The sequence below is a fragment of the Streptomyces sp. SCSIO 30461 genome (genome assembly GCF_037023745.1).
Lineage (GTDB): Bacteria > Actinomycetota > Actinomycetes > Streptomycetales > Streptomycetaceae > Streptomyces.
On the sequence record NZ_CP146101.1, the window covers coordinates 1,250,540 to 1,276,237 of the forward strand.

General features: G+C 69.4%; 22 protein-coding genes. 8 read left to right on the top strand and 14 right to left on the bottom strand.

All coding sequences use genetic code 11. The features are described 5' to 3' along the window. Positions 1-88: 88 nt before the first annotated feature. From V1460_RS05735 to V1460_RS05745, 3 genes are all read left to right on the top strand, one after another. The gene (locus V1460_RS05735) at positions 89-1,411 is read left to right on the top strand and encodes a PhoH family protein (protein ID WP_338672533.1); all 1,323 of its coding nucleotides are present in this window, start codon (positions 89-91) and stop codon (positions 1,409-1,411) included. A gap of 433 nt (positions 1,412-1,844) precedes the next feature. Next, positions 1,845-2,543: a transglycosylase SLT domain-containing protein gene (locus tag V1460_RS05740; RefSeq protein WP_338672534.1), complete on the top strand. Its 699-nt coding sequence runs from the start codon at positions 1,845-1,847 to the stop codon at positions 2,541-2,543. A gap of 104 nt (positions 2,544-2,647) precedes the next feature. Then, positions 2,648-4,114: an AI-2E family transporter gene (locus tag V1460_RS05745; protein WP_338672535.1), complete on the top strand. Its 1,467-nt coding sequence runs from the start codon at positions 2,648-2,650 to the stop codon at positions 4,112-4,114. 153 nt (positions 4,115-4,267) lie between these two features. On the opposite strand, the gene V1460_RS05755 is transcribed toward V1460_RS05745, so the two are convergent. Both V1460_RS05755 and V1460_RS05760 read right to left on the bottom strand, forming a co-directional pair. After that, the gene (locus V1460_RS05755) at positions 4,268-4,801 is read right to left on the bottom strand and encodes an alkyl hydroperoxide reductase (RefSeq protein WP_338672537.1); all 534 of its coding nucleotides are present in this window, start codon (positions 4,799-4,801) and stop codon (positions 4,268-4,270) included. 2 nt (positions 4,802-4,803) lie between these two features. Next, positions 4,804-5,358: a peroxiredoxin gene (locus tag V1460_RS05760; RefSeq protein ID WP_338672538.1), complete on the bottom strand. Its 555-nt coding sequence runs from the start codon at positions 5,356-5,358 to the stop codon at positions 4,804-4,806. Between the two features lie 367 nt (positions 5,359-5,725). Between V1460_RS05760 and V1460_RS05765 the strand changes: the two genes are divergently transcribed. Then, positions 5,726-6,691, top strand: a complete 966-nt coding sequence (locus V1460_RS05765; protein WP_338677915.1) for a hydrogen peroxide-inducible genes activator — start codon at positions 5,726-5,728, stop codon at positions 6,689-6,691. A gap of 17 nt (positions 6,692-6,708) precedes the next feature. On the opposite strand, the gene V1460_RS05770 is transcribed toward V1460_RS05765, so the two are convergent. The 5 genes from V1460_RS05770 to V1460_RS05790 form a co-directional block, all read right to left on the bottom strand. Next, a complete protein-coding gene (locus tag V1460_RS05770; protein WP_338672539.1) occupies positions 6,709-9,054 on the bottom strand; it encodes an FtsX-like permease family protein in 2,346 nt (781 codons plus the stop codon). Further along, positions 9,051-9,737, bottom strand: a complete 687-nt coding sequence (locus V1460_RS05775; RefSeq protein ID WP_338672540.1) for an ABC transporter ATP-binding protein — start codon at positions 9,735-9,737, stop codon at positions 9,051-9,053. The genes V1460_RS05770 and V1460_RS05775 overlap by 4 nt, the downstream gene beginning before the upstream one ends. Next, complete coding sequence (locus V1460_RS05780; protein WP_338672541.1) at positions 9,734-10,258, bottom strand: PadR family transcriptional regulator; 525 nt, start codon at positions 10,256-10,258, stop codon at positions 9,734-9,736. The genes V1460_RS05775 and V1460_RS05780 overlap by 4 nt, the downstream gene beginning before the upstream one ends. Positions 10,259-10,422: 164 nt before the next feature. Next, positions 10,423-10,620 carry a hypothetical protein gene (locus tag V1460_RS05785; RefSeq protein WP_338677916.1) on the bottom strand — a complete coding sequence of 66 codons (198 nt, stop codon included), beginning with the start codon at positions 10,618-10,620 and terminating at the stop codon, positions 10,423-10,425. 155 nt (positions 10,621-10,775) lie between these two features. Beyond that, a complete protein-coding gene (locus tag V1460_RS05790) occupies positions 10,776-11,711 on the bottom strand; it encodes an SPFH domain-containing protein (protein WP_338672542.1) in 936 nt (311 codons plus the stop codon). Between the two features lie 311 nt (positions 11,712-12,022). On the opposite strand from V1460_RS05790, the gene V1460_RS05795 reads away from it, so the two are divergent. Beyond that, entirely contained in the window at positions 12,023-14,428 is a 2,406-nt protein-coding gene (locus V1460_RS05795; protein WP_338672543.1) for a transglycosylase domain-containing protein, read from the top strand. A gap of 107 nt (positions 14,429-14,535) precedes the next feature. Here V1460_RS05795 and V1460_RS05800 read toward each other — a convergent pair whose 3' ends face one another. The 4 genes from V1460_RS05800 to V1460_RS05815 form a co-directional block, all read right to left on the bottom strand. After that, positions 14,536-16,632, bottom strand: coding sequence for an ATP-binding SpoIIE family protein phosphatase (locus V1460_RS05800; RefSeq protein WP_338672544.1), 2,097 nt, complete (start codon positions 16,630-16,632; stop codon positions 14,536-14,538). 431 nt (positions 16,633-17,063) lie between these two features. Continuing rightward, positions 17,064-17,729 carry a DUF402 domain-containing protein gene (locus V1460_RS05805; protein WP_338672546.1) on the bottom strand — a complete coding sequence of 222 codons (666 nt, stop codon included), beginning with the start codon at positions 17,727-17,729 and terminating at the stop codon, positions 17,064-17,066. A 142-nt stretch (positions 17,730-17,871) separates the two neighbouring features. Further along, on the bottom strand, positions 17,872-19,305 hold the full coding sequence (locus V1460_RS05810) for a class II fumarate hydratase (protein WP_407077595.1): 1,434 nt from the start codon (positions 19,303-19,305) through the stop codon (positions 17,872-17,874). Between the two features lie 55 nt (positions 19,306-19,360). Next, positions 19,361-21,043, bottom strand: coding sequence for a fumarate hydratase (locus V1460_RS05815; RefSeq protein ID WP_407077405.1), 1,683 nt, complete (start codon positions 21,041-21,043; stop codon positions 19,361-19,363). Positions 21,044-21,308: 265 nt separating this feature from the next. Here V1460_RS05815 and V1460_RS05820 point away from each other — a divergent pair, with 265 nt between their 5' ends. Beyond that, a complete protein-coding gene (locus V1460_RS05820) occupies positions 21,309-22,067 on the top strand; it encodes a DUF1707 domain-containing protein (RefSeq protein WP_407077406.1) in 759 nt (252 codons plus the stop codon). 240 nt (positions 22,068-22,307) lie between these two features. Next, on the top strand, positions 22,308-22,664 hold the full coding sequence (locus tag V1460_RS05825; protein WP_338672549.1) for a WhiB family transcriptional regulator: 357 nt from the start codon (positions 22,308-22,310) through the stop codon (positions 22,662-22,664). 172 nt (positions 22,665-22,836) lie between these two features. Here V1460_RS05825 and glpX read toward each other — a convergent pair whose 3' ends face one another. Next, the gene (glpX, locus tag V1460_RS05830; RefSeq protein ID WP_338672550.1) at positions 22,837-23,868 is read right to left on the bottom strand and encodes a class II fructose-bisphosphatase; all 1,032 of its coding nucleotides are present in this window, start codon (positions 23,866-23,868) and stop codon (positions 22,837-22,839) included. A gap of 125 nt (positions 23,869-23,993) precedes the next feature. On the opposite strand from glpX, the gene V1460_RS05835 reads away from it, so the two are divergent. Continuing rightward, positions 23,994-24,521, top strand: a complete 528-nt coding sequence (locus tag V1460_RS05835; protein ID WP_407077407.1) for a DUF4245 domain-containing protein — start codon at positions 23,994-23,996, stop codon at positions 24,519-24,521. A gap of 184 nt (positions 24,522-24,705) precedes the next feature. On the opposite strand, the gene V1460_RS05840 is transcribed toward V1460_RS05835, so the two are convergent. Continuing rightward, positions 24,706-25,296: a malonic semialdehyde reductase gene (locus tag V1460_RS05840; protein ID WP_338672551.1), complete on the bottom strand. Its 591-nt coding sequence runs from the start codon at positions 25,294-25,296 to the stop codon at positions 24,706-24,708. Between the two features lie 141 nt (positions 25,297-25,437). Next, positions 25,438-25,698: an exodeoxyribonuclease VII small subunit gene (locus tag V1460_RS05845; protein ID WP_338677919.1), complete on the bottom strand. Its 261-nt coding sequence runs from the start codon at positions 25,696-25,698 to the stop codon at positions 25,438-25,440.

Here is a 25,698-nt window from a genome sequence, read left to right on the forward strand (position 1 = left end):
CCGGTCCTGTCGCCCCGCTTCCGGTGGGGAGACCTCCAACCCGCGACGTCGTCGCACCCCGATCTCAGCCGAGGGGGTACGTCCTTCCGTGGTGAACAGCACTAAGCGCCGCATGCCCGACAGGCGCACATACGTTCTCGACACCAGCGTCCTGCTGGCCGACCCGCACGCCATGGCCCGATTCGACGAGCACGAGGTCGTGCTCCCGATCGTCGTGGTCACCGAGCTGGAGGCCAAAAGGCATCATCCGGAGCTCGGGTACTTCGCCCGGCAGGCACTGCGCCTGCTGGACGACTGCCGGATCCGGCACGGCAGACTGGACGCCCCCATTCCCGTGGGCGACCTGGGGGGCACCCTCCGAGTGGAGCTCAACCACTCGGATCCAGGTGTGCTCCCCGCGGGGTACCGGCTGGGTGACAACGACTCCCGGATCCTCGCCGTGGCGCGCAACCTCCAGGCGGAGGGGTACGACGTCACCGTCGTCTCCAAGGATCTCCCGCTGCGGATCAAGGCCTCGTCCGTAGGCCTGCTCGCCGAGGAGTACCGGGCCGAGCTCGCCATCACGGACTCCGGCTGGACCGGAATGTCCGAACTGGCGCTTTCGGCCGAACAGGTGGACCTCCTCTATGAAGAGGAGACCCTCCATGTCCCCGAGGCCTCCGAGCTGCCCGTCCACACCGGATTGGTGCTCCAGTCCGAGCGGGGCAAGGCGCTCGGGCGGGTCACGGCCGAGGGGAACGTCCGCCTGGTGCGGGGCGACCGTGAGGCCTTCGGTATCCGTGGGCGCAGCGCAGAGCAGCGGGTCGCCCTCGATCTGCTGCTCGACCCGGACGTCGGAATCGTCTCGATGGGCGGCCGGGCCGGCACCGGGAAGTCCGCACTCGCCCTGTGTGCCGGCCTGGAGGCGGTGCTGGAGCGCAGACAGCACCAGAAGGTGATGGTCTTCCGTCCGCTGTACGCGGTCGGCGGGCAGGATCTGGGCTATCTGCCGGGCACCGAGGCCGAGAAGATGAGCCCGTGGGCGCAGGCGGTCTTCGACACGCTTTCGGCGGTGGCGGGCCGCGAGGTCATCGAGGAGGTGCTGGGGCGGGGGATGCTGGAGGTGCTGCCGCTCACCCATATCCGTGGGCGATCGCTGCACGACGCCTTCGTCATCGTCGATGAGGCCCAGTCGCTGGAGCGGAACGTCCTGCTGACCGTTCTGTCCAGGATCGGGGCGAATTCCAGGGTTGTCCTCACTCATGACGTGGCGCAACGGGACAATCTGCGCGTCGGCCGCTATGACGGGGTCGTCGCCGTGGTGGAGAAGCTGAAGGGGCATCCGCTGTTCGCCCATGTGACGCTCACGCGTTCGGAGCGCTCGCAGATCGCCGCCCTGGTGACCGAAATGCTTGAGGACGGGGTGGGTTGATGGTTTGTGATGCGGACTGACCGGGACTGATCGGTTCTGTCCTGGTCGTCCGTCAAAGGAGTTGGCGCCGCCCGGCGAAGCGAAGGAGCTTAGTCGGGCGGCGTCGTGCTGTGCGGCCGTTTCCGGAAAACCCAAGGGGCAAACGGGGTGTGACCTATCCCACGTAACGAGGAATTGCCTTGCGCCCTCGCCTTCCGGCAAAGTCTTGCTTCCGTCAGGCCCCGCATACGGCACAACTGCATCCTCAGGGATGTGGAACCTCATAACTCAACAGACTTCGCCGTATGCCGCCCGAGCACCACGCGGCACTCCTCGCAGGGGAGTTGCCCACCGGGCCCGCGCCCCCCGTGGCCTAGCAAGTAGGGGTGCCAGTGCCAGGGGCACGATTGCGTCCGCGAGGTCACCTGTGCGGGCGCTGCTGGAAGGAAACCGTGTGAGCCGGATTTCGGTCCGGGGATTCGCGGTGGCATCCGCCACTGCGGTCACCACTGTCGGCGCCGTCGTTGGCGTGGCCTCGGGTACCCCGCAGGCCGCGGACAACGACTTTGAGGCCTCTGCCGCGGACGCGACGCTCCTCGCGGACATCCCCGTAGGCGAGCAGGCCCAGGTGCAGGTCGCGTCCCTGTCGCAGCAGGCCGACGCCCAGGCCGCCGCTGCGGATGCCGCTGCCAAGAAGTCGGTGGAGGAAGCGGCCCGTATCCAGGCCGCCAAGGACGCCGAGGCGAAGAAGAAGGCCGCTGACGAGAAGGCGGAGCGCGAGGCCGAGGCGAAGGCAGCCGAGGCGCGTGCGAGCCGTTCCGACGTCCGTGACGCCTCCAGCTTCCCGCAGCAGGGGTCGTACAGCGTCTCCGATGTCCAGGCGATCGCACGCCAGATGGTCCCGGGCGACCAGTTCCAGTGCTTCAGCAACATCGTGGACCACGAGTCCAGCTGGAACTACCGCGCCGACAACCCCAGCTCGGACGCCTATGGTCTGGTCCAGGCCAATCCGGGCTCCAAGATGGCCTCCGTCGACTCCGACTGGCAGACCAACCCGGCCACCCAGATCAAGTGGGGCCTCAACTACATGAACGAACGCTACGGCAGCCCGTGCGGCGCCTGGTCGTTCTGGCAGGCCAACAACTGGTACTAGGCCTGCGGGAGTAGTTCTCCGCGCCCTGGAACCCCCCGCCGTGCTACGGCGGGGGGTTCCGTGCGTGTACGGTCGTGGCGGACCCCGGGGGAGAGGGAAGCGACATGTCGAGAATGCCAGGGTGGCTGCGCCGGGTCGGCACCGGTCTCAACCGGTGGGGAGAGCGGCTGGAAGAGCGGCGGGCCGCGGTCGTCCGGGACGACGACGGCCTTCCGGACAGCGGTGTGTCGGCCGACACCGGTATGAGCCCCGGCATGCGCGGTGGTCCTGGCGAGCACGTGCACGACGGCCCGGGCGACAGCGGTGATTCGGCCGCCGGTCGGTCGGTCGTGCCCGCTGACCATGTGCCGGCGCCTCCCGCATACGCCCCCGCCGTCGCCGCAAGACCCGACCCGGTCTCCGCCATCCCCTGGGGTATGCGGGTCGCGGCCGAAGCAGGTTGGCGGCTGCTGGTGCTCGCCGGCACGGTCTATGTGCTGATGCGGGTGATCAGCGCCGTCCAACTGGTGGTGCTGGCCTTTGTTGCCGCCCTGCTGATCACCGCGCTGCTGCAGCCCACCGTGGCCCGCCTCAAAGGGCTGGGCCTGCCGCGTGGGCTCGCCACCGCCGTCACCGCCATCCTCGGCTTCGTCGTCATGGGCCTGGTCGGCTGGTTCGTCGTGTGGCAGGTGCTGGACAACCTGGACAACCTCGCCGACCGGGTCAAGGACGGAATCGAGGAGCTCAAACACTGGCTGCTCAACAGCCCGTTCCATGTCACCGAGCAGCAGATCAACGACATCGCCCAGAACCTCCAGGACACGATCGGCACCAACACCCAGGAGATCACCTCCGCCGGGCTCCAGGGTGTGAGCGTGATGGTCGAGATCCTCACCGGGATGCTGCTGGCGATGTTCTCCACGCTCTTCCTGCTCCACGACGGGAGGCGCATCTGGCAGTGGACCCTGAAACTGGTGCCCGCCCAGGCGCGGCCCGGTGTGGCCGGAGCGGGCCCGAGGGCCTGGCGGACGCTGACCGCCTATGTGCGCGGCACGGTGGTGGTCGCACTGATCGACGCGATCTTCATCGGTCTCGGCATCTACTTCCTCGATGTGCCGCTGGCCGTGCCGCTCGCGGTGTTCATCTTCCTGTTCTCGTTCATCCCGCTGGTGGGTGCGGTCGTGTCAGGCGCGCTCGCGGTCATCGTGGCGCTGGTCACCCAGGGCGTGTTCACCGCGCTGATGGTGCTTCTGGTGGTGCTGGCCGTGCAGCAGATCGAAGGGCATGTGCTCCAGCCGTTCATCCTCGGACGGGCGGTGCGGGTCCATCCGCTGGCCGTCGTGCTCGCTGTCGCCGCCGGTGGTCTGACAGCCGGCATCGGGGGAGCGGTGGTGGCGGTGCCCCTGGTGGCGGTGGCCAACACGGTGGTCGGCTATCTGCGGGCGTACGGCCGGACATACCCGGTGCACCCGGGCCCGGGGCCGCACGGGGCGACGGTGATCGATGTGGCGCCTACTCCGCCGCCGGTGTCTCTGCCGCCGGTGTCGCCCTCGGCTCAGCCGCAGACCCGCCCGCCCGAGGAGCAGAAGTAGCCGTCCGCGGCTTGCGCCTGCCCGCTTCGAGCAACTCGGTGACATCAAGGGTGACCTTGGCGCCGATGGAGTCGGGCAGCAGCGAAGCGCCCTCGCCCGGCTCAGGCCAACGAGCCGAGCGAAGGGCGCCCTGAGTGGTGGTGCGGTGGAGCCTCAGCCGCCCATGACGGCTTCGGCCTCCAGCGTCGTGCCGACCGCCTGGATCACCGAGGCGATCTTGAATGCCTCCTGGATGACGTCGCGCTCGACACCCGCCTTGCGGAGCACCTGCTCGTGCGAGTCGAGGCACAGGCCGCAGCCGTTGATCGCGGAGACCGCCAGCGACCACAGCTCGAAGTCGACCTTCTCGACGCCAGGGTTGCCGATGACGTTCATCCGCAGACCGGCGCGCATCGTCCCGTACTCGGAGTCCGACAGCAGGTGCCGGGTCCGGTAGAAGACGTTGTTCATCGCCATGATCGCCGCGGCCGACTTGGCGGCCGTGTAGGCGTCGGCGGACAGGTTGGCCTTGGCCTCCGGCTCCAGCTCACGCAGCACGATCGGTGAACGAGAGGCGATCGCGCAGGCCAGCACCGTGCCCCAGAGCTGCTGCTGCGGCAGTTCGCTGTTGCCGATGACCGAGCCGAGGTTCAGCTTGAGGTCCTTGGCGTAGTCCGGCAGCGCGGACTTCAGCTCATCGAGGGCCATGCTCACTCACCGGCCAGCAGCTTGACCGCGTCCAGGGTGTCCTCGCCCTTGGTCCAGTTGCACGGGCAGAGCTCGTCGGTCTGGAGGGCGTCGAGGACCCGCAGGACCTCCTTGGGGTTACGCCCGACGGAGCCGGCGGTCACCATCGTGAACTGGATCTCGTTGTTCGGGTCGACGATGAACACGGCACGCTGTGCGAAGCCGTCCTCGCCCTCGATGCCGAGGTCGCGCATCAGCTCGTGCTTGGAGTCGGCCAGCATCGGGAAGGGCAGGTCACGCAGGTCGGCGTGGTCCTTGCGCCAGGCGTGGTGGACGAACTCGGAGTCGCCGGAGAAGCCGAGGATCTGAGCGTCGCGATCGGCGAACTCGTCGTTCAGCTTGCCGAAGGCGGCGATCTCGGTGGGGCAGACGAAGGTGAAGTCCTTGGGCCACGCGAAGACCACCTTCCACTTGCCCTCGTAGGACTTGTGGGTGATCTGCTCGAACTCCTTGCCGCTCTCCAGCGAGACGCAGGCGGTCAGTTCGAAGGTGGGGAACTGGTCACCGACAGTGAGCACGCGCTCTCCTTGCGATAGGAGGCCCTTGTGGGGACTCCGTGTGGGTTGGACGGAACCCCACCCTGTCACGGTGTGATCAATAGGGGGAAATCGAAGATGCCGACCGCATTGATAGCTGTGGCCGATAGGTGAATGCCCTTTGCCGCCGGTCGACGGCTTCCGGTCGGGGCGCCGGTCGGTGACGGCGTTGATCGCGGCTGCCGTTAGACTTGCCCGCTGTGATCGGGATCGGCTATCAGTGATGCTCTCCGGTGGTGCTTGTCAGCAACGCTCGGTATGGCCCCTATGGCCCGGTAGGAAATGGCCCCTATGGCCGTAGGAATCCGTGGGGCTTCTCGGCAGTGGGGACACGGTGGCGGTGAACGGGGTGAACGGGGTGAACGGGGCGGGTCGGGGAAAGCAGCCCAGCCTGGCACAGCTCCGGGCCTTCGCCGCCGTCGCCCGGCATCTGCACTTCCGGGACGCCGCCGCCGCGATCGGGATGAGCCAGCCCGCTCTGTCCGGCGCCGTGTCCGCGCTGGAGGAGACGCTCGGGGTCCGGTTGCTGGAGCGTACGACCCGCAAGGTGCTGCTGTCGCCGGCCGGTGAACGGCTCGCCGTGCGTACCAGGGCGGTGCTCGCCGCGGTCGGTGAGCTGATGGAGGAGGCCGAGGCGGCGCGGGCACCGTTCACCGGAGTGCTGCGGCTGGGAGTGATACCGACGGTCGCGCCCTATCTGCTGCCGGCGGTCCTGCGGCTGGTACGCGAGCGCTACCCGGCGCTCGATCTCCAGGTACACGAGGAGCAGACCTCCGCCCTGCTGGACGGACTCGGCGCCGGACGGCTCGACCTGCTGCTGCTCGCCGTGCCTCTCGGAGCGGCGGGAGTGACCGAGATCCCGTTGTTCGACGAGGATTTCGTCCTGGTCACCCCGCAGGAGCACTGGCTCGGCGGGCGGGTGGACATCCCGCGCCAGGCGCTGCGCGAGCTGCCGCTGCTGCTGTTGGACGAGGGGCACTGCCTGCGCGACCAGGCCCTCGACATCTGCCGTGAGGCGGGACGCGGCGCGGACGGCGCCCCGGTCACCACGACCGCGGCGGGGCTGTCCACGCTGGTCCAGCTGGTCGCGGGAGGGCTCGGGGTGACGCTGCTGCCGCGTACCGCGCTCCAGGTGGAGACCGGGCGCAACGACCGGCTGGTCACCGGGTATTTCGCCGAGCCCGTGCCCACCCGCAGGATCGCCCTGGCGATGCGCTCGGGAGCGGCCCGCCAGGGCGAGTTCGAGGAGTTCGCGGTGGCGCTCCGGGAGGCCCTGGCGGACCTCCCGGTGCGTGTCGTGTCCGATGGCGACTGAACCGGGCACCTTTCGGCCTACTCCGTGCGCAGCCCCTCGGGCCGCATCATCCGCAGCAGCGGCGGCATGCTGAGCAGCGTCACCAGCAGCACGACCCCGGCGCCGAGCCCCGTCATCGTCCCGATCGTCGCCCAGTCCATGACGACCGGCGTCGAGACCATCTTCAGCAGCACCACCCCCAGGGTCACACCGACCGTCGTGGACAGGAACAGGCCGAGCATGACCGGAACGGCTGTCTGCCACAGCACGGACAGGCTCAGCGTCGAGCGCTTGGTGCCGAAGGCGATCAGCGCCGACAGCAGCTTCTTGCGTTCGCGTAGTTGCTCCAGTTGGGAGACCAGCAGACTTGCGCCGATCAGCAGCAGGACGCACGCGGCGCCGACGAAGAGTCCGGTACGGATCGAGGCGAAGCGGTCGGACGTCACGCTGGACTTGATGTGGAACGGCGTCAGCATCGGATCGGCTTTGAGGATGGCGGTACGCGCGTGCTCGATGGCGTCCGGCACAGACCGGTCCAGCTGCACGTAGATGGTCGCGAACTCGTCCGTGGCGATGCCCCGTGGTGCCGCTCCCAGGGTGGCGAGGATGCCGCTGCGCGCGACGCCGCTCGGATCCTTGCGGCTCATCACCGTCTTCGTGGACGCGGGCAGCGTCCAGGCGATCGGGCCGGATCCGTTGTCGCCGTAGATGCCGCCCGTGTAGAGCTTCCTGCCGGGCCAGGCGAGTGCCTCGTCGTCGGGAACGAGACCGCCCTTGATGACGAAGGTGTCACCGTCCTTGCATGACGGGAGCTTCGCGAGCTCGCGCAGTGCCGCGCAGCTGCCGACGGTCAGAGCGGCTGACTGCTCGGGATCCTTGGGGGTGAGCGCCGCCTCGGTCATGAGGATCGAGGTCGCCTTGGCCACTCCCTTGGTCTGGCCGATCTGCCGGGCGATGGCATCGCTGCGGGCCGCTGCCCCCGTCGATGACGGAACCAGGACGTCGATGGCCGCGCGGTTGGGGTCGGCGCCGGTGTTCCGGGTGTAGTGGCTCTCGACGCCCGCGAACAGCATCTGGAGTGCGATCGCGCCGGCGACGGAGACGCCGATGCCGTTCACCAGCCGGGCCGCGGCCCCGCTGTTCGTCTGGAGGCGCCGCACGGCAAGCTGCCAGGCGACGGAGCCGGAGCCGGCGAGCCGCGCGACGGCCGTCTCGACCAGCCACGGCAGCAGCGCGGTGATGCCGAACAGAAGCAGCACCACTCCGCCGATGACCTGCCACTGGTTGAACTCGCCGTTCTCGTTGCCCTGTCCGACCATCGGGTACAGCAGGGCGAGGCCTACGACCGGCGGCGCCAGCCGGAGAGCGATCCGCCGCCGTGGTGGTTTCGCCGTACGGACCACCCCCAGCGGTTCGATCACCACACTGCGCAGGGTGAACAGCGTCACCGCGACGGCGGCCACCGGCACGGCGAGGACGACGAGCACCGCCAACCACGGTGCGGGGGTGAGGTCCCAAGGGAAGACACTCAGCCGGTACAAGTCGATCGAGCCCGCCGACCGGCGGGCCGCTGCGAAGAGTCCGGCGCCCAGTGCCAGCCCGATGAGGGAGCCGGCGAGCGCCTCGCCCGCCGCTATCCGGTGCGTCATCCGGGAATCGGCACCGACCAGCCGCAGCGCGGCGAGGCGCCGATCGCGGCGTTCACCGCCGAAGCGCACGGCTGCGGCGATGAAGACGGCGACCGGCATCAGCAGGGCGACGAAGACCAGCAGGATGAGCAGGGTGAGGACCGGGTCAAGAGGCTCCGGCTCCACGGAATTGTCGAAGCCGGTGACCCTGGGGACCTTCCCGTCCACCTGCTTCAGGGTGTTGTCACCCGCGTAGTAGACGAGTTCGCCTGGGCCGACCAGGCCCTCGTTCCCGATGACGGCGGTGACCCGCTGGTCGAGGCGCTCGCGCAGGAGCGCGCCTGCCTTCGACTTCAACAGGGTCTCGAGCGCGGGGGAGACGGCCATCTCGCCGGGACCGGGGAACTCGCCGAGCCCGGGAGGCAGCGGTGCGTCCGGGCCTTCCGGCTTGAGGAGCCTGCCGTAGATCTCGCTGTTGTGGAAGCGGGTGTCGGCCTCCGCGATGAGCAGGGTGTCGCGTCCGGGGGCGTCGGCAGTGGGTGCGGTCTGGTCGCCCCGCGCGTCGGCGCGGGCGTCACGCGCGGCCATCGCGTTCGGGATCGAGGTCGTGACCAGAAGGAGCGCCACACCGAGAGCGACGCCGACCCCGGTGAGCAGGGTGCGGGTCCAGCCCTCCCGGCCGCCGCTGACGGCGAACCGCGCGCCCATGAGCAGATCGCGGAGCCAGGTCCGTGACGTCCGGGCGGTGCCGGTCATATGGCCCGCTCCATGTCCCGGGACTTGCCGTCGCGTACGACGATCTCGCGGTCGGAGTAGGCGGCGACCCGCGCCTCATGGGTGACCAGCACGACCGCCGCGTTGGCGGAGCGGGCCGCGTCGGTGAGAAGCTCCATCACCCGTTCGCCGTTGAGGGAGTCGAGCGCCCCGGTCGGCTCGTCCGCGAAGAGCACCCGGGGGCTGGTGACGAGGGAGCGGGCCACGGCGACGCGCTGCCCCTGGCCGCCCGAGACCTCGCCGGGGCGCTTGGCCGCGAGATCGGCGACCTCGACGCGCTCCATCCACTGCAGGGCGGTGCGCTCTGCGTCCTTGCGCCGGACGCCGTTCAGCCGCAGTGGGAGCGCCACGTTCTCGACGCAGGTCAGTTCGGGCACCAACTGGCCGAACTGGAAGACGAAGCCGAACTCGCTGCGGCGCAGCGCGCTGCGCTCGGCGTCCTTCATCGCGGACAGTTCGCGGCCGTTGTAGGTGATGGTGCCCTCGTCGGGTGTGACGATCCCGGCCAGGCAGTGCAGCAGGGTCGACTTGCCCGAGCCGGACGGGCCCATGATGGCGACGACTTCGCCCGGGTGGATGGAGAAGCCGGCGCCGTCGAGTGCGTGTGTGGGTCCGTACGCCTTACGCAGGCCGTCGGCGGTGAGCAGGGAACCGGCGGGAATCATGCCGCGACCTCCTTGGCGAGCTGGGTGAGTCGCGCACTCGTCAGTTCCAGCCAGCGCAGATCGGCTTCGAGGTGGAAGAGCGCGTGGTCGCAGATGAGCTGGTCGGCGAGATCGCCCCGTCGTTTGCGGTCGGTGAGGATGCGCATCAGCCGCAGATGCTCCGAGCGCTGGGTGTCGAGCAGTTCGGCGGCGCCGCGGCCGGTGAGCAGCGCGAGGACGACCTTGGTGTACAGCGTCGACTGGAGGTACGGCTCCGGCTTCTCGGGCGTCGCGAGCCACTGGCCGACATCGGTGATGCCCGCCTCGGTGATCGCGTACCGCTTGCGCTCGGGGCCGCCGCCGGCCTCGATGCCGTCGACCTCGACGAGGCCGTTCTTCAGCAGGCGCGACATCGTCGAGTAGACCTGACCGTAGTGCAGGGGCCGGTCATGGCCGAACTTCTCGTCGAAGGTGCGCTTGAGGTCGTAACCATGGCGTGGACCGGACTCCAGGAGCCCGAGGAGCGTGTGACCGATGGACATGCCCCTGACTCTACACAGCACGTATACATGGTGTGTATACGCGCTGTGTAGAGTTAGCTGTCGGACCGTCGTCTCCGCAGGTCAGGAGCGATTGTCACGATTCGGAACCAGCGCCTCCTGGCCTTGAGGGCGGTGGTCTGCCTGCGCGCTCATCAGCGCTGAAATCAGGACGGTTCCGATTCGGGGCGTGACTTCGGAGGCCGCCCCCGAGGCGGGATCGGCCGGACCCCGCCCGGCAGCCGTCCCGCCTCCGCAAGCGCCCGTCGCAGCAGGAACTCGATCTGCGCGTTGGCGCTGCGCAGATCGTCGGATGCCCAGCGGGCCAGCGCCTCGTACACCACCGGGTCGAGACGCAGCAGCACCTGCTTGCGCTCAGGCCTGCCGCGCTCGGGCTTGCCCCGCCCGGGCCGGGATTCGCCGTGTGCGGGCCCACCGGGCGCCGGCTTGCCGCGGTCCGGTCCGCTGCGCGCCGATTCCTCGCGCTCCGGTGGCCCGTCGTGCCCCGTCCTGGGGTCGGTCACTGGTACAGGGTGCCCGTGTTGAGGACCGGCTGAGCGGCGCGGTCCCCGCAGAGCACCACCATCAGGTTGGACACCATGGCCGCCTTCCGTTCCTCGTCCAGTTCCACGAAGCCCTCCTCGCCGATCCTTGCCAGGGCCGCCTCCACCATGCCCACCGCACCGTCCACGATCTGCCGGCGCGCGGCGACCACGGCCCCGGCCTGCTGGCGCTGGAGCATCGCCGAGGCGATCTCGGGGGCGTATGCGAGGTGCGTGAAGCGGGACTCGATGATGCGCACGCCCGCGGCCTCCACCCGTGCGTGCAGTTCGACCGCGAGCTTCTCGGTGATCTCCTCGGCGTTGCCGCGCAGCGAGAGCCCGTCCTCGTTGTGAGCGTCGTACGGGTACTCGATGGCGATATGCCGTACGGCCGCCTCGGTCTGGGTGGAGACGAACTCCAGGAAGTCGTCCACCTCGAACAGCGCCTGCGCGGTGTCCTCGACCTTCCAGACCACCACGGCGGCGAGCTCGATCGGGTTGCCGTAGGCGTCATTGACCTTGAGGACCGCGGTCTCGTGGTTGCGGACCCTGGTCGAGATCTTCTCCCGCGAGGTCAGCGGGTTCACCCAGCGCAGCCCGTCGGTGCGGATGGTGCCGCGGTAGCGCCCGAAGAGCTGCACCACCCGTGCCTCGCCCGGCGCCACCATGTTCAGCCCGGCCATCGCGAGGAAGGACGCGGTGATGAGGAGTACGCCGAGCACGACGAGAGCCGCCTTCGCGCCGCCCCCGGTGGCCGCGGCTCCGGTGAAGATCAGTCCGACGCCGAGCGCCAGGCCCGCGAGTCCGAGTGGCAGCGCCAGTCCGCCGCCGATGCTGTGCGCTGTGAACTCCCGTACCTGCGGCTCGGGTATCTCGGGAGCGTCCGTCGCCAGGGATGTGCTGGTCGCGGGCATGTTCGTCCCCCCGTTCCCCCGGTCGCCGGAGCGCCCGGTCTCGCTATCAATGTGATTGCACATTATCTGACTCGGCAACCTCGCGCACCACTTGTGAGTCGGTTCCATTGAGGCGGGTGCTGATTCTCACGTCCGGAAAAGACCGGATGACGTGCTCTTTGTCATGAGGAGCGGTGCTAGCTTTCTGAGCTGATTTTCTCGACGACCTTGACGACCTTCACGAGTCGGACGAGTGAGACGAACCGGACCAGCCGGGCCAGCCGAACGAGCTGAACGGGCTTGACGACGAGGAAGAGCGGAGCAACGGGGCGATGGGCCGAGCGGAAGCGCGACGGGCCCGGCAGCGCGGGGCGCGCCGGGCCACGAACAAGGGGGCCGTGAAGAAGGGCGGCATACGCCGCTTCTTCACCTGGAGGAAGGTCCTTGGGACCTTCCTCGGCCTCTGTCTCGCCGCGATGGCGGCGTGCCTCATCGTCTACTGGCTGGTCCCGGTGCCCACGCCCAACGAGGAAGCCCGGCTCCAGAGCAACGTCTACAAGTACAGCGACGGCAAGGTCCTGGCCCGGACCGGTGAGGTCAACCGCGAGATCATCCCGCTGGAGAACCTCACCCCGGAAGTCCAGCGGACCTTCGTCGCAGCCGAGAACAAGTCCTTCTACGACGACTCCGGCATCGACCTCAAGGGCATCGCCCGCGGTGTGTTCAACACCGTCACCGGCAAGGGCAAGCAGGGTGGTTCGACCATCACCCAGCAGTACGTCAAGAACTACTACCTCACCCAGGACCAGACGATCACCCGCAAGCTCAAGGAGCTGGTGATCGCCGTCAAGGTGGACCAGGAAAGCACCAAGGAAGAGATCCTCGCCGGGTACATCAACACCAGCTACTACGGGCGCAACGCCTACGGCATCCAGGCGGCCGCCCAGGCCTACTACCGGGTGGACGCCAAGAATCTGAAGGTCGAGCAGGCCGCCTATCTCGCCGCGTTGCTCCAGGCGCCCAGCCAGTTCGACTGGGCGGTCGCCTCCCCGAAGGCCAAGACGGCGGTCCAGAACCGCTGGAACTACGTCCTGAACAACATGGTCGAGATGGACTGGCTCGACGCGTCCAAGCGGGCAGCCCTGAAGTTCCCCGTACCCAAGGAGCCCAAGCCCGCGCCCGGAATGGAGGGCCAGACCGGCTATCTCGTCGCCGCGGCCAAGGCCGAGCTGGAGAAGCGGTACCAGGTCACCCCGGAGCAGATCGAGGCCGGTGGCTGGACCATCACGCTCAACATCGACCAGAAGAAGCAGGAAGCGCTCAAGAAGGCCGTCGACAAGCAGTTGGAGGCCAAGCTCGACCGCAAGAGTGACAAGCTCGACGCGACCGTGCAGGCGGGAGCGACCTCCGTGGACCCGAAGACCGGCCATGTCGTGGCGATGTACGGCGGAATCGGCGCCACCCAGCACTGGTTGTCCAACGCCACCCGCCGCGACTACCAGCCCGCGTCGACCTTCAAGCCCGTGGTGCTCGCCTCAGCGCTGGAGAACGGGGCCGAGACCCAGGACGGCGAGAAGATCACGCTGCAGACCCGCTACGACGGCACCAGCAAGCGGCCCGTCGAAGGCAGTGACGTGCCGTTCGCCCCCGAGAACGAGGACGATAAGGACTACGGCCGCATCAGCGTCCAGAAGGCCACCAACAGCTCGGTGAACTCGGTCTACGCCCAGATGATCGTGGACGTCGGCCCGTCGAAGACCAAGCAGACGGCGCTCGCTCTGGGGATGCAGGACGGCGACGGCTGGCCCGAGCAGCCCGCGATGTCCCTGGGCACCATGGGCGCATCCACCTGGGACATGGCGGGGGTGTACGCGACCTTCGACAACCACGGCAGGCAGGTCACGCCCTCGATCGTGAAGTCCGCGAAGAACAAGGAACTGGCGGACGGCGAGATCCACGTCAAGGACGGGGTCGGGGAGCGGGTGCTCAGCCAGGAGGCGGCCGACAGCGTCACCAAGGCGATGATCGGCGTCGTCAAGAACGGTTCGGGCCGCAACGCTCAGGGCGACTACGCGGCGGCGGGTAAGACCGGTACGTCGGAGAACAACAAGTCGGCGTGGTTCGTGGGCTACACACCCGAACTCGTCACCGCTGTCGGGCTCTTCGGCGAGAAGCCGGACGGCACCGGGCAGGTCACGCTGACCGACACCATCAACGAGGGCCGCGCCAACGGTGGTGGCGTACCGGCGCTGGTCTGGCAGGCGTACACGTCCGACGCCCTCGGCGGGGGCTCCGACGAGCAGTTCGACCTCGATGTCCCTGACCTGGTCGTCGACGATCCCGAGCCGTCCGACGAGCCGAGCGACAAGGACAAGGACAAGGACAAGGAAGAAGACAAGGACAAGAACAAGGACAAGGACAAGGGCGACAAGCCCCGGGACAAAGACCGTCCGGGCGACCCGGGCGACAACGGTGGTACCGACACGGGTAGTGACAACGGCGGTACCGACACGGGTAGTGACAACGGCGGTACCGACACGGGTAGTGACAACGGCGGCACCGACACCGGAAGCGACAACGGCGGCACCGACACGGGTAGTGACAACGGCGGCACCGACACGGGTAGTGACAACGGCGGTACCGACACGGGTAGTGACAACGGCGGCACCGACGACGGAGGGGCCGGTGACGGCACGAGCACCGGCACCGGTGACCGCAAGCCGCCGAAGTCGGGATAGCGGACCGCACACACGAAGCCCGGAAGCCGAAGAAGTCCGGAAGTCCGAACGGGGGCGGGGCCAGGCGCATCAGCGCCTGGCCCCGCCCCCGTCCTCGCGTTCCCTCGTCAGCAGCGTGCCGGCAGCTCGAACCACACCACCTTGCCGGTCGAGAGCCGGGTCGCGCCCCACCGTCTGGCCAGCCGGTTCACCAGGAACAGCCCACGACCGCCCTCGTCCGTGTCACGCGCCCGCCGCTGTCGGGGCAACTGCGGTGAGTCGTCGCCGACTTCGCAGCGCAGCACGTCCGTGCGCAGCAGGCGCAGTGTCACCGGCCGCTCCGCGTACCGCACGGCATTGGTGACCACCTCGCTGACCAGCAGCTCCACCGAGTCGGACAGCTCCTCAAGACCCCAACGGGCCAGTGCTCTGCGGGCCAGCCTGCGGGCTCGGCCGGGCGCCCGCTCCTCAGGCTCCAGATACCAGTAGGCGACATCGCTCGGCGCGATCCCGTCGAAGCGGGCGGCGAGCAGCGCGATGTCGTCATCGCGGTCGCCGGGACCCAGCACGTCCAGCACGTCGTCGCAGAGTGCCTCGAGCGGCGGCGAGTGGTCGGGGCCTGTGAGCTGGGCGGTCGCCGCCAGCCGTTCCCTGAGCTGCTCGATCCCGGTCCACACGTCCCGCAGCCGGGACTCGACGAGACCGTCCGTGTAGAGCAGCAGCGTGGCTCCGGCGGGTGCGTCCAGCTCGACCGCCTCGAAATCCACCCCGCCGACGCCGATCGGCGCACCCGGGGGCACCCGGAGCACCTCCGCCCGGCCGCCGAGGTGGAGCAGTATCGGCGGCGGATGGCCCGCGTTGGCGATGGTGATCCGGTGTGCGACCGGGTCGTACACCGCGTACAGACATGTCGCCATGCGGTCGGTGCCCAGCCGCTGGGCCTGCTCGTCCAGGTGGTGCAGCACCTCCTGCGGGGGCAGGTCGAGACCCGCGAGGGTCTGGGCCGTGGTGCGCAGCTGGCCCATGATCGCGGCCGAGGTCATGGAATGGCCCATCACATCCCCCACGACCAGCGCCACCCGGCTGCCCGGCAGCGGGATCGCGTCGTACCAGTCACCACCGACCCGAGCCGTCTCGGCCGCCGGGAGATAGCGCGACGCGAGCCGCACACCGGTCGGCTGGGGGAGCCCCTCGGGCAGCATGGTGCGCTGGAGTTCGTCGGCGATGTACGCCTCGCGCCCGTACAGCACCGCCTTGTCGATGCCGAGCGCGGTGTGGGTGGCCAGCTGGGCGGCCACCAGCAGGTCGTTCGGTTCGAAGGCCGGGCGGTCGGGCCGACGAAGGAAGATCGCCGCTCCGGTGACCCGGCGCCTGCCGCGCAGCGGCGCGAGGATCGCGCGATGGCCCGTCGGCAGGGTCCGGCCGTCGCCGAGCAGTTCGGGCAGGGCGGCGCGGGCCGCGGCGGAGTCCCCGAAGACGGGCCGCACACCCCGCAGCACCTCGGCGAGCGCCCCACCGGTCTGCACCTCGCACAGGTCCGCCACCGGCAGGTCGGCCTGCGGATTCAGCACCGGCACCTGGACGGTGTTGGTGACCAGCGCGTTCTCCGTGTCCTCGTCGGTTAAACGCAGCCGGTCGGTACGCCGCAGACGCAGCACGAACGGTGAGACCGGCCGCTCGTCCCCGACCGGCAGCGGGTCGCGCAGATAGACCAGGATCGCGTCGGAGAACGTCGGCACGGTCGCCCGGCACAGCCCGAGCACGATCTCGTCCAGGTCGATCCCGCGTGCGATACGGCGGGTCGCGGCGCCCACGAACCGCAGCCGGTCGCCCTCGCGCCGGGCGGCACCGGCCCCGTCCTGCGGCGGGCTCGGAGGCGCGGGTACGCCGGTCGGTCCCGGCGCGGAGAGCGGGCCCTGCGCGGGCGCCTGGCCCGGGACGGCGGACGCGGAAGCCGCCGCGGAGGAAGAGGCCGACGGCGCTGAGGAGGCTTGAGGCGTGGATGCCCCCTGGGGCGCCGATGCGGCCTGGTCGGAGGCAGCCCCCTGCTGGGTCGATGCGGCCGGGCTCGTGGCTGCGGCGGCCGGTGCCGGCGACTGGGCGGGCACGTTCCCGCCCGACGGCGTGGCCGGGTGCGTGCCCGCCTCGTGCCGTGGCCGGGTGCGCTCCTGAGACCGGGCAGCGAGGGGCTGCCGGCCTTCATGGGAGGTGGGATGCTCCGTCACGCGTGGGATTCCGTCCGTCCGGGCCGGTGGTACGAGGTCAGGGCCGGTTCTCCGGATCGTGCCGGACACGTCGGGTAGCCGGGCCATGGCGTCTCGGGTGCCGCTGTGGGTGTCCCCACGGCCCCGGGCGCCGACATCCCAGGGCCTTTGATGTATCCCCTACCCACTCCGGGCGGGGCGTCGACAAAAAGAAGGAGATCCGGGCCCACATCAAGCACGGTCTGCTCCCCCTCGTGGTGACTTGCGGTCAGTTCCGGTGCGGTGCTGAGTCGTTGCCGATTCGTCTTGCCGATCCATTGTGCGGTCGCTGTGCGACGGCTGTGCGATTTTCTGCGATGTGGTGCGGCGTTGTGGCGTCTTTGCGATGTGGCCTTGCGGAGGACGATCCTACGTTTGAACCCCGGGGGCACATCAAGGGTCTCACGGCCTCGTCATGCCGACCTGCAGTCCGGCGCGTGATTCCAGTCGGCCGGCAGCTCGGGGATCGGCCACCCAGGATCGGGCCGCCAGTCCTCCCAGCCGTCCGAGAACGGCGGACCCCAGGAACGGATGACCTCGACGGCCGACTGCCCGGCCGCCCGCACCCGCAGCGCCTGCCGGGCGTCCATCAGCCCGGACTGCTGCGCCTGGTCGAACTCGTCCTCGTCCAGCCAGCGCCAGCTGCGGTCGGGGCGTACGGAGATGTCGAGGAAGTGGTCCTCCGAGTCGACCCCGCCCACCCACCGGGTGCGCGGCTCCTCGAGGTTCACGTACCAGTTCTTGAACCGCCAACCGCTGTCCCAGAAGAGCCACACCGACCAGGGCTCGTGCCGTCTGGCCAGCTTCAGCACCCCCATGCCCGACCAGTGCGCGCGGGCCGTGGTGCGGGGCGCGGTGTAGCGGGTGGCGAGCGGCTCCTGGTGGACCGGGCTGCCATCGCTGAGCACGGGCCGTACGCACTCGGTGCCCGGCGCCATCCATACGGCCAGCAGGTCGTCGGTGTCCTCGACCACCGTCACGGGTCGGCAGATGTGCACGTCACCGGAGGAGTTGCCGCGGTAGCGCCACAGGATGTGGTCCCCGGGCGCCCAGTGCGGGAAGTCTGCCGTACCTGTCATGCGCAGATCTTAGAGCCATGGGCCGTGGGGCGCTGCGGTGCAGGTCACGGGGCCGGGTGGGGAGCCGCCCGGCCCCGCGCGTGCGTCAGGGATGCTGCTCCGTGGATGCGGCGGGAGTCATCCGGCGCAGTCCCCCGGCGCCTCAGGGATGGGTCATCCGCAGCACGTCCAGTGTCTCGTCCAGCTGGTCCAGCGTCAGATCACCGCGCTCCACGTACCCGGACTCCAGCACCACCTGACGGATCGTCTTCCGCTCGGCGAGTGACTTCTTGGCGACCTTCGCCGCCTCCTCGTATCCGATGTACTTGTTCAGCGGGGTGACCACCGAGGGCGAGGACTCGGCGTACTCACGGGCACGCTTCTCGTCGGCGGTGATGCCGTCCACGGTGCGGTCGGCCAGCAGCCGGGACGCGTTCGCGAGCAGCCGCACGGACTCCAGCACGTTCCTGGCGATCACCGGCAGCATCACGTTCAGCTCGAAGTTCCCAGCGGCCCCCGCGATGGCGACGGTCGCGTCATTGCCCATCACCTGCGCCGCCACCATCAACACCGCCTCCGGGATGACCGGATTGACCTTGCCCGGCATGATGGAGGAGCCCGGCTGGAGGTCGGGCAGCGCGATCTCGGCGAGTCCGGTCCGCGGACCGCTCGCCATCCAACGCAGATCGTTGGCGATCTTGGTGAGTGAGACGGCGATGGTACGCAGCTGTCCCGAGGTCTCCACCAGACCGTCCCGGGCGCCCTGTGCCTCGAAGTGGTCACGGGCCTCGGTCAGCGGCAGCCCGGTCGCCCGAGCGACCTCGGCGATGACGGCCGCCGAGAATCCGGGCGGGGTGTTGATGCCGGTGCCCACCGCCGTACCGCCGAGAGGCAGCTCGGCGAGCCTGGGCAGCGAGGCCCGCAGCCGTTCGACGCCGTAGCGGATCTGGGCGGCGTATCCGCCGAACTCCTGACCGAGGGTGACGGGCGTCGCGTCCATCAGATGGGTGCGCCCGGACTTCACGACCCCGGCGAACGCGGCGGCTTTGCGCTCCAGCGACGCGGCGAGGTGCTCCAGGGCCGGGATGAGGTCCCGGCTCACGGCCGCGGTGGCGGCGATGTGGATGGAGGAAGGGAATACGTCGTTCGACGACTGCGAGGCGTTGACGTGGTCGTTCGGGTGGACGGGGCGCCCGAGGCGCTCACCGGCGAGCGTCGCCAGGACCTCGTTCGTGTTCATGTTGGACGAGGTGCCGGAACCGGTCTGGAACACATCGACCGGGAAGTGCTCGTCCCACCGCCCTTCGGCCACCTCGGCCGCCGCGTCCTGGACGGCCTCGGCGATGTCCTTGTCGAGCACCCCCAGCTCCGCGTTCACCTTGGCGGCGGCGGCCTTGATCCGGGCGAGTGCCTCGATGTGGGCGCGTTCGAGGCGCTGCCCCGAGACCGGGAAGTTCTCCACGGCCCGCTGGGTCTGCGCCCGCCACTTGGCGTGGGCGGGAACCTTCACCTCGCCCATCGAGTCGTGCTCGATCCGGTATCGCTGGTCAGACATCTCCAAACCTCCTGTGCAGGCTGAGCACTTGCCGAGGACCATGTATTCCCGCGATCCCATGGTCCCGGCAAGCGCTCACCGGAGGTGTCGCCCGATGTCAGCCCAGGCCGGGGCCCCGAACCGGGATGCTGGTGAAGGTGGGCGCCGGCGCGGGGTTCTGGAAGAAGTCCGCACCCTTGTCGTCCACCACGATGAACGCGGGGAAGTCCTCGACCTCGATCTTCCAGACCGCCTCCATGCCGAGCTCCTCGTACTCGACCACCTCGACCTTCTTGATGCAGTCCTGGGCGAGCCGGGCCGCAGGGCCGCCGATCGACCCCAGGTAGAAGCCGCCGTGCGCCGCGCAGGCGTCCGTGACCTGCTTGCTGCGGTTGCCCTTGGCCAGCATGACCTTGGAGCCGCCCGCTGCCTGGAACTGCTCGACGTAGGAGTCCATCCGGCCCGCCGTCGTCGGGCCGAAGGAGCCGGATGCGTAGCCCTCGGGGGTCTTGGCCGGGCCCGCGTAGTACACCGGGTGGTCCTTCAGGTACTGCGGCATCTCCTCGCCCGCGTCCAGCCGTTCCTTGATCTTGGCGTGCGCGATGTCACGCGCCACGACCAGCGGGCCGGAAAGCGAGAGGCGGGTCTTGACCGGGTACTTCGTCAGCTCGGCGAGGATCTCGTCCATCGGCTGGTTGAGGTCGATCCGGACCACGTCGGCGGACTCGGCGGACTCGCTGAGGTGCTCGTCGGTGGTCTCCGGCAGGAAGCGCGCCGGGTCCGTCTCCAGCTGCTCCAGGAACACGCCGTCGGCGGTGATCTTCGCGACCGCCTGGCGATCCGCCGAGCAGGACACGGCGATCGCGACCGGGCAGGATGCGCCGTGCCGGGGCAGGCGTACCACCCGGACGTCGTGGCAGAAGTACTTGCCGCCGAACTGCGCGCCGATGCCGATCCTCTGCGTCAGCTCGAAGACCTTCTCCTCCAGCTCCTTGTCCCGGAAGCCGTGGCCGAGCACCGAGCCCTCGTCCGGCAGCTCGTCGAGGTAGTGCGCGGAGGCGTACTTCGCGGTCTTGAGCGCGAACTCGGCCGACGTGCCGCCGACCACGATCGCCAGGTGGTACGGCGGGCAGGCGGCGGTGCCAAGCGAGCGGATCTTCTCCTCCAGGAACTTCATCATGGAGGCCTCGTTCAGGACGGCCTTGGTCTCCTGGTAGAGGAAGGACTTGTTGGCGGAGCCGCCGCCCTTGGCCATGAAGAGGAACTTGTACGCGCCGCCGTCGGTCGCGTACAGCTCGATCTGCGCGGGCAGGTTCGAGCCGGTGTTCTTCTCGTCCCACATGGTCAGCGGAGCCATCTGCGAGTAGCGCAGATTGAGCCTGGTGTACGCGTCGAAGATGCCGCGCGAGAGCGCCTCCGCGTCGCCGCCCTCCGTCAACACGTTCTGTCCGCGCTTGCCCATGACGATCGCCGTGCCGGTGTCCTGGCACATGGGGAGGACGCCCGCGGCCGCGATGTTGGCGTTCTTCAGCAGGTCGAGCGCGACGAACTTGTCGTTCGACGAGGCCTCGGGGTCGTCGATGATCTTGCGCAGCTGGGCGAGGTGCGCCGGACGCAGATAGTGCTGGATGTCGTGGATCGCCTCTTCGGCCAGCTTGCGCAGCGCCTCGGGCTCGACCTTGAGGAACGTACGTCCGTCCGCCTCGAAAGTGGAGACACCCTCGGCGGTCACCAGGCGGTACGGCGTGGTGTCCTCTCCCAGCGGGAGCAGATCGGAGTACTGGAACTCAGGGCTGGGCATGACGGCCATTCCTCACTCGGCAGACTGCGGCGCGGCCTCCGTTGGCGCGCGCGCCCACAAGCGTAAGGCGCCTGTCCGAGTCCGGTCTTGTGAGGTAGGGCTCAGTCGGCTGCGCGGTCGCGCAGGGGCGGGCGCGCCGCGCGACCCGGACCCTCCGGAGCCCGGAAGCCGTGGCAGGGCGCGTTACCGGAACCGGCTCGCTCGTACGGCCTGATCCGAACGGTAGGCCTAGTCGCGATCTATCGCGTTTCGCTACCCTGACTCCGTGGACCTCGAGAAGCGTGCATCAGCGGGCTCCGGCCCCGTCCAGTCCGGGCCGCCTGTCGTTCCAGCCGGCGGCAGCCCCGGCACGCATGGCGTCGAGAACGGCGCGGACGCGACGGCCGGAGCCAAAGCGGGCGCCGGTGCCATCCGCGCCTCGGACGCCGACCGCGACCGGATCGCGGACATCCTCCGGGAGGCCCTGGCCGAGGGGCGGCTCGACCCGGAGGAGCACACCGAGCGCATCGACGCGGCCTACCGCGCCAAGACCGTGGGCGAACTCGAGCCGATCGTGCGGGACCTGCCGGCGGCGCGGCCCCGCACCGAACCGTGGACGGCGTACGACGAGGGCACGGGCACGGGTATGCCCAGCGGCCCGGCCGAGAACCTGGTCGCCGTGTTCTCCAGCGCCACCCGGCGGGGCCGTTGGCGGGTGGGCGCGCGGACCAACGCCTTCGCGTTCTTCGGCAATGTCGAGATCGACCTGACCGAGGCGATGTTCGGGCAGCGGCTGACGGTCGTCAACGCGACATCGGTCTTCGGCAACGTCGAGGTGCGTGTCCCGGAGAACATCACGCTGCGCGGTGGCGGCACGGGCATCCTCGGCAACTTCGAGGTGGTCGCGCTGGAGGGCACCGACCCGCAGGCCCCGGTGGTGGTCGTCAACGGCTACTCCGTGTTCGGCAACGTGGAAGCCAAGCCGAAGCGCGGCAAGCGGGTCACCGATCTGCACGGCAAGCTGCGCGGGCACCTGGGCCGCTGACTGCGCCTGGGGATTCGGCGGCACCCGGGATTCGGCGGCGCCGACGGGCGCGGGCGCGTCGGGCCCGCGCGGCTGGTGCGGATCTGCGGGCGTCGCACTCGGATCTCGGCGCAACTCAGTGCATAGGCGCGCGTACAGCGGGTAGGCCTTGCTGCATCGTCTCCCACTCGATCGCTTGACGTTCGCTCGATCGCTCGCGAAGCCGTCAGCCCAGCCGTCGTCAGTCGTCAGGAGTAGACCGTGCTGCAACTGCCGCATCAGCCCATGCAGGTAGCCGCCGTTCCGCCCCAGCGAACCTCTGCTCGGGAAGATCAGGACGCGCCCTGGCATACGGCGGCCGTGTGCCGCCGGGACGAAGCCGGGCTGTTCTTCGCACCGTCCAAGGAACCGACCGCGGCGCGGCTCTCCCGCGAGGAGGCCGCCAAGCGGGTCTGCGCCCGCTGCCCTGTCCTGCTGGAGTGCCGCGAGCACGCACTGCTCCAGCCCGAGCCCTACGGGGTGTGGGGCGGCCTCACCGCGGCCGAGCGCCGTGTGGTGCTGGCCCGTCGCAGGCGGCGCGAGACCGAGCTGAAGAAACCCGCTTCTTCGGTGGCCTGACCGAGTGCCGTTCCGTCCGGGGCAGGCACGAGTGCCTTTCGTGCGATACGGGTGGACGTGAACGGAAAGGGCAAGGGCGCCCCCACCGCGTGGACCGCGGATGAGGACGCCCCTTTCCGTACGCCCGTTCCGTACGTCTTTTCTTGAGCGACGTCTACCTTGAGCGTCGTCTCTACTGGGCGCGGTCGAAGTCGACGGCGCTGTACGCGCGCAGCTTCGACAGCCGGTGCCAGGAGTCGATCTGGCGGATCGTCCCGGACTTGGAGCGCATCACCAGGGACTGCGTGGTCGCGGTCTCCGCCCGGTAGCGCACACCGCGCAGCAACTCGCCGTCGGTGATACCCGTCGCTACGAAGAACACGTTGTCGCCACTGACCAGGTCGTTGGTGTAGAGCACCCGGTCGAGGTCATGGCCGGCGTCGATGGCGCGCTGCCGCTCCTCTTCGTCCTTGGGCCACAGCTTGCCCTGGATGGTGCCGCCGAGGCACCGGATGGCGCAGGCGGCGATGATGCCCTCCGGCGTACCGCCGATGCCCATCAGCATGTCGACGCCGGTGCCGTCGCGCACGGCCATGATCGCGCCCGCGACGTCGCCGTCCGAGATGAACTTGATCCGGGCGCCGGTCTCCCGGATCTCCTTGACGATGCCCTCGTGGCGGGGCCGGTCGAGGATGACGACGGTGACGTCCTCGGGGGAGGAGTTCTTGGCCTTGGCGACACGGCGGATGTTCACCGCGACCGGGGCGTTGATGTCGACGAAGTCGGCGGCCTCGGGGCCGGTGACCAGCTTGTCCATGTAGAAGACGGCGGACGGGTCGAACATGGTGCCCCGGTCCGCGGCGGCGAGCACGGCGATCGCGTTGGGCATGCCCTTGGCCGCCAGGGTGGTGCCGTCGATCGGGTCCACGGCGATGTCGCACTCCGCGCCGGTCCCGTCGCCGATGCGCTCTCCGTTGAAGAGCATCGGGGCCTCGTCCTTCTCGCCCTCCCCGATCACGACGATCCCGTTCATGGACACGGTGTGCACCAGGGTCCGCATGGCCTTCACGGCCGCGCCGTCAGCCCCGTTCTTGTCGCCCCGGCCGACCCAGCGGCCGGCGGCCATTGCGGCGGCCTCGGTGACCCGGACGAGTTCGAGTGCGAGGTTGCGGTCGGGGGCCTCGGGGGAGACCTCCAGCTGGGACGGGAGATTGTGCTCGGTCATCGGAGCGCACCTTCCTGTACGACGACGGCCGGAAAAGAGAGGGTGCTGTGACTCTATCGGTACGTCGACAAATTGAGCAGTGGGCCCCACGTTTGAGCGCTAAACCTTGATGCGACCATAGTGCCGTGGCAGGTATGCGAGGCAAGCAGACGGTACGAGGAATGGTCCAGTCGCTGGCGGTGGTGCTGGCGGCTGCTTTCGTGGTCTATCTCTTCGTTCCGAGCGATGACAGCGCGGATCCGCTCAAGGCGGTCGACTACCGCGTCGAGCTGCTGACGGCGCGACGGGCCGCGCCGTACCCGGTGGCGGCGCCCATCGGGCTGCCCGAGGGCTGGAAGGCGACGTCGGTCTCGTACAAGCGCCAGAGCGGCGACCAGTGGCACCTCGGGTTCCTGGACCCGGACGGGCGCTATGTCGCCGTCGAGCAGTCCACGGCTCCGGCGAGCAGGTACATCCCGGACGTGACCCAGCGGGCGGAGAAGACCGAGCGAACCGAGCAGGTCGCCGGTCTGGCATGGGAGCGCTGGGAGGGGCCGAAGTACGACGCGCTGGTGCGGACCGACGAGAAGGGCTCCATCACCGTGGTCACCGGATCGGCGCCGTTCGAGCGGCTCGCCGAGATGGCGGCGGCACTGGACACCGGGAAGCCCTGACGGGCCCGGACCTGGCCGGGCGGGTACGGCGCGGGCGGACCGCCGCGCGTACGGCAGGGCATTCGCCGCACGTACGGCAGGAGCGCGACCCGCGTCAGGCGGGCGCGCGAGGAGGCCGCCGGCGAACCCGGGTCAGGGTGTCGGCGGCCTCGTGCCATGGCCGTGAGGGGCGTTGTGCGGCCTGTCAGACGGTCGTGACGACCTCGTCGAAGGGCAGCCGCGGCGAGCGCGGGAACCAGGCGCCATCGCCCGGCTTGCCGATGTTGACGACCATCAGGGGAGTGTGGTCGTCGTCCAGGAACTCCTTCTGGAGCCCGGCGAAGTCCACACCGGTCATCGGGCCCGCCGCCAGGCCGGCGGCGCGGACACCCACGATGAAGTAGGCGGCCTGGAGCGCCGCGTTCAGCAGGGCGGAGCGCTCCCGCGCCGGACGCTCGGCGAAGAACATGTCCTTGGCCTGCGGGAAGTGCGGAAGCAGCGCGGGCAGCTCCTCGTGGAACTCGTTGTCGGCGGCGAGGATCGCGACCAGCGGAGCGGCGGCGGTCTTGGCCCGGTTGCCCTCGGACATGTGAGGCACCAGGCGTGCGCGGGCTTCGGCGGAGCGGACCAGGACGACGCGCAGTGGCGTCTGGTTGAAGGCCGTCGGGCCGAATTTCACCAGGTCGTAGATGGCCTGCACCTGTTCTTCGGTCACCGGCTCGTCGGTGAAGGTGTTGGCGGTGCGGGCTTCGCGGAACAGGAGGTCCTGGGCTGCGGCGTCGAGTACGAGAGACATCGGCATACCTTCCGGGTGTGCAAGGGGGTGTCAGGTACGCGGACGACCGTACGGCCGAGATGGGTTAACTTTCAACTAAATCGCGGATCGCGTGAGCCTATTCACACAACTTTCAACTAAATCTCGTGCGGGTTCGAGGGCTCAGAACGCCGAGGCGTCCTCGTCGTCCCCGTCGGCGCCGTCCGGCCGCCGATCCGCCAAGGCGGCGTCCAGCCGGGCCCGAGCGCCCTCCAGCCAGCGACGGCACACCTTCGCCAGCTCCTCGCCCCGCTCCCACAGGGCCAGGGACTCCTCGAGAGTGGTGCCCCCCGCCTCCAGCCGGCGTACGACCTCGATCAGCTCGTCGCGCGCCTGCTCGTACCCCGGCGAGTCCGAGCCCGCCGCGTCGACCGAGCCCTCCAT

Bases quoted from the DNA above. Each gene is read 5' to 3' on its own strand.
- V1460_RS05845 (WP_338677919.1), bottom strand. From the start codon at position 25,698: ATGGAGGGCTCGGTCGACGCGGCGGGCTCGGACTCGCCGGGGTACGAG.
- V1460_RS05805 (WP_338672546.1), bottom strand. From the start codon at position 17,729: ATGACAGGTACGGCAGACTTCCCGCACTGGGCGCCCGGGGACCACATC.
- V1460_RS05745 (WP_338672535.1), top strand. From the start codon at position 2,648: ATGTCGAGAATGCCAGGGTGGCTGCGCCGGGTCGGCACCGGTCTCAAC.
- V1460_RS05755 (WP_338672537.1), bottom strand. From the start codon at position 4,801: ATGGCCCTCGATGAGCTGAAGTCCGCGCTGCCGGACTACGCCAAGGAC.
- glpX (WP_338672550.1), bottom strand. From the start codon at position 23,868: ATGACCGAGCACAATCTCCCGTCCCAGCTGGAGGTCTCCCCCGAGGCC.
- V1460_RS05770 (WP_338672539.1), bottom strand. From the start codon at position 9,054: ATGACCGGCACCGCCCGGACGTCACGGACCTGGCTCCGCGATCTGCTC.
- V1460_RS05795 (WP_338672543.1), top strand. From the start codon at position 12,023: ATGGGCCGAGCGGAAGCGCGACGGGCCCGGCAGCGCGGGGCGCGCCGG.
- V1460_RS05780 (WP_338672541.1), bottom strand. From the start codon at position 10,258: ATGTCCATCGGTCACACGCTCCTCGGGCTCCTGGAGTCCGGTCCACGC.
- V1460_RS05790 (WP_338672542.1), bottom strand. From the start codon at position 11,711: ATGCCCGCGACCAGCACATCCCTGGCGACGGACGCTCCCGAGATACCC.
- V1460_RS05775 (WP_338672540.1), bottom strand. From the start codon at position 9,737: ATGATTCCCGCCGGTTCCCTGCTCACCGCCGACGGCCTGCGTAAGGCG.
- V1460_RS05840 (WP_338672551.1), bottom strand. From the start codon at position 25,296: ATGTCTCTCGTACTCGACGCCGCAGCCCAGGACCTCCTGTTCCGCGAA.
- V1460_RS05810 (WP_407077595.1), bottom strand. From the start codon at position 19,305: ATGGTCCTCGGCAAGTGCTCAGCCTGCACAGGAGGTTTGGAGATGTCT.
- V1460_RS05815 (WP_407077405.1), bottom strand. From the start codon at position 21,043: ATGCCCAGCCCTGAGTTCCAGTACTCCGATCTGCTCCCGCTGGGAGAG.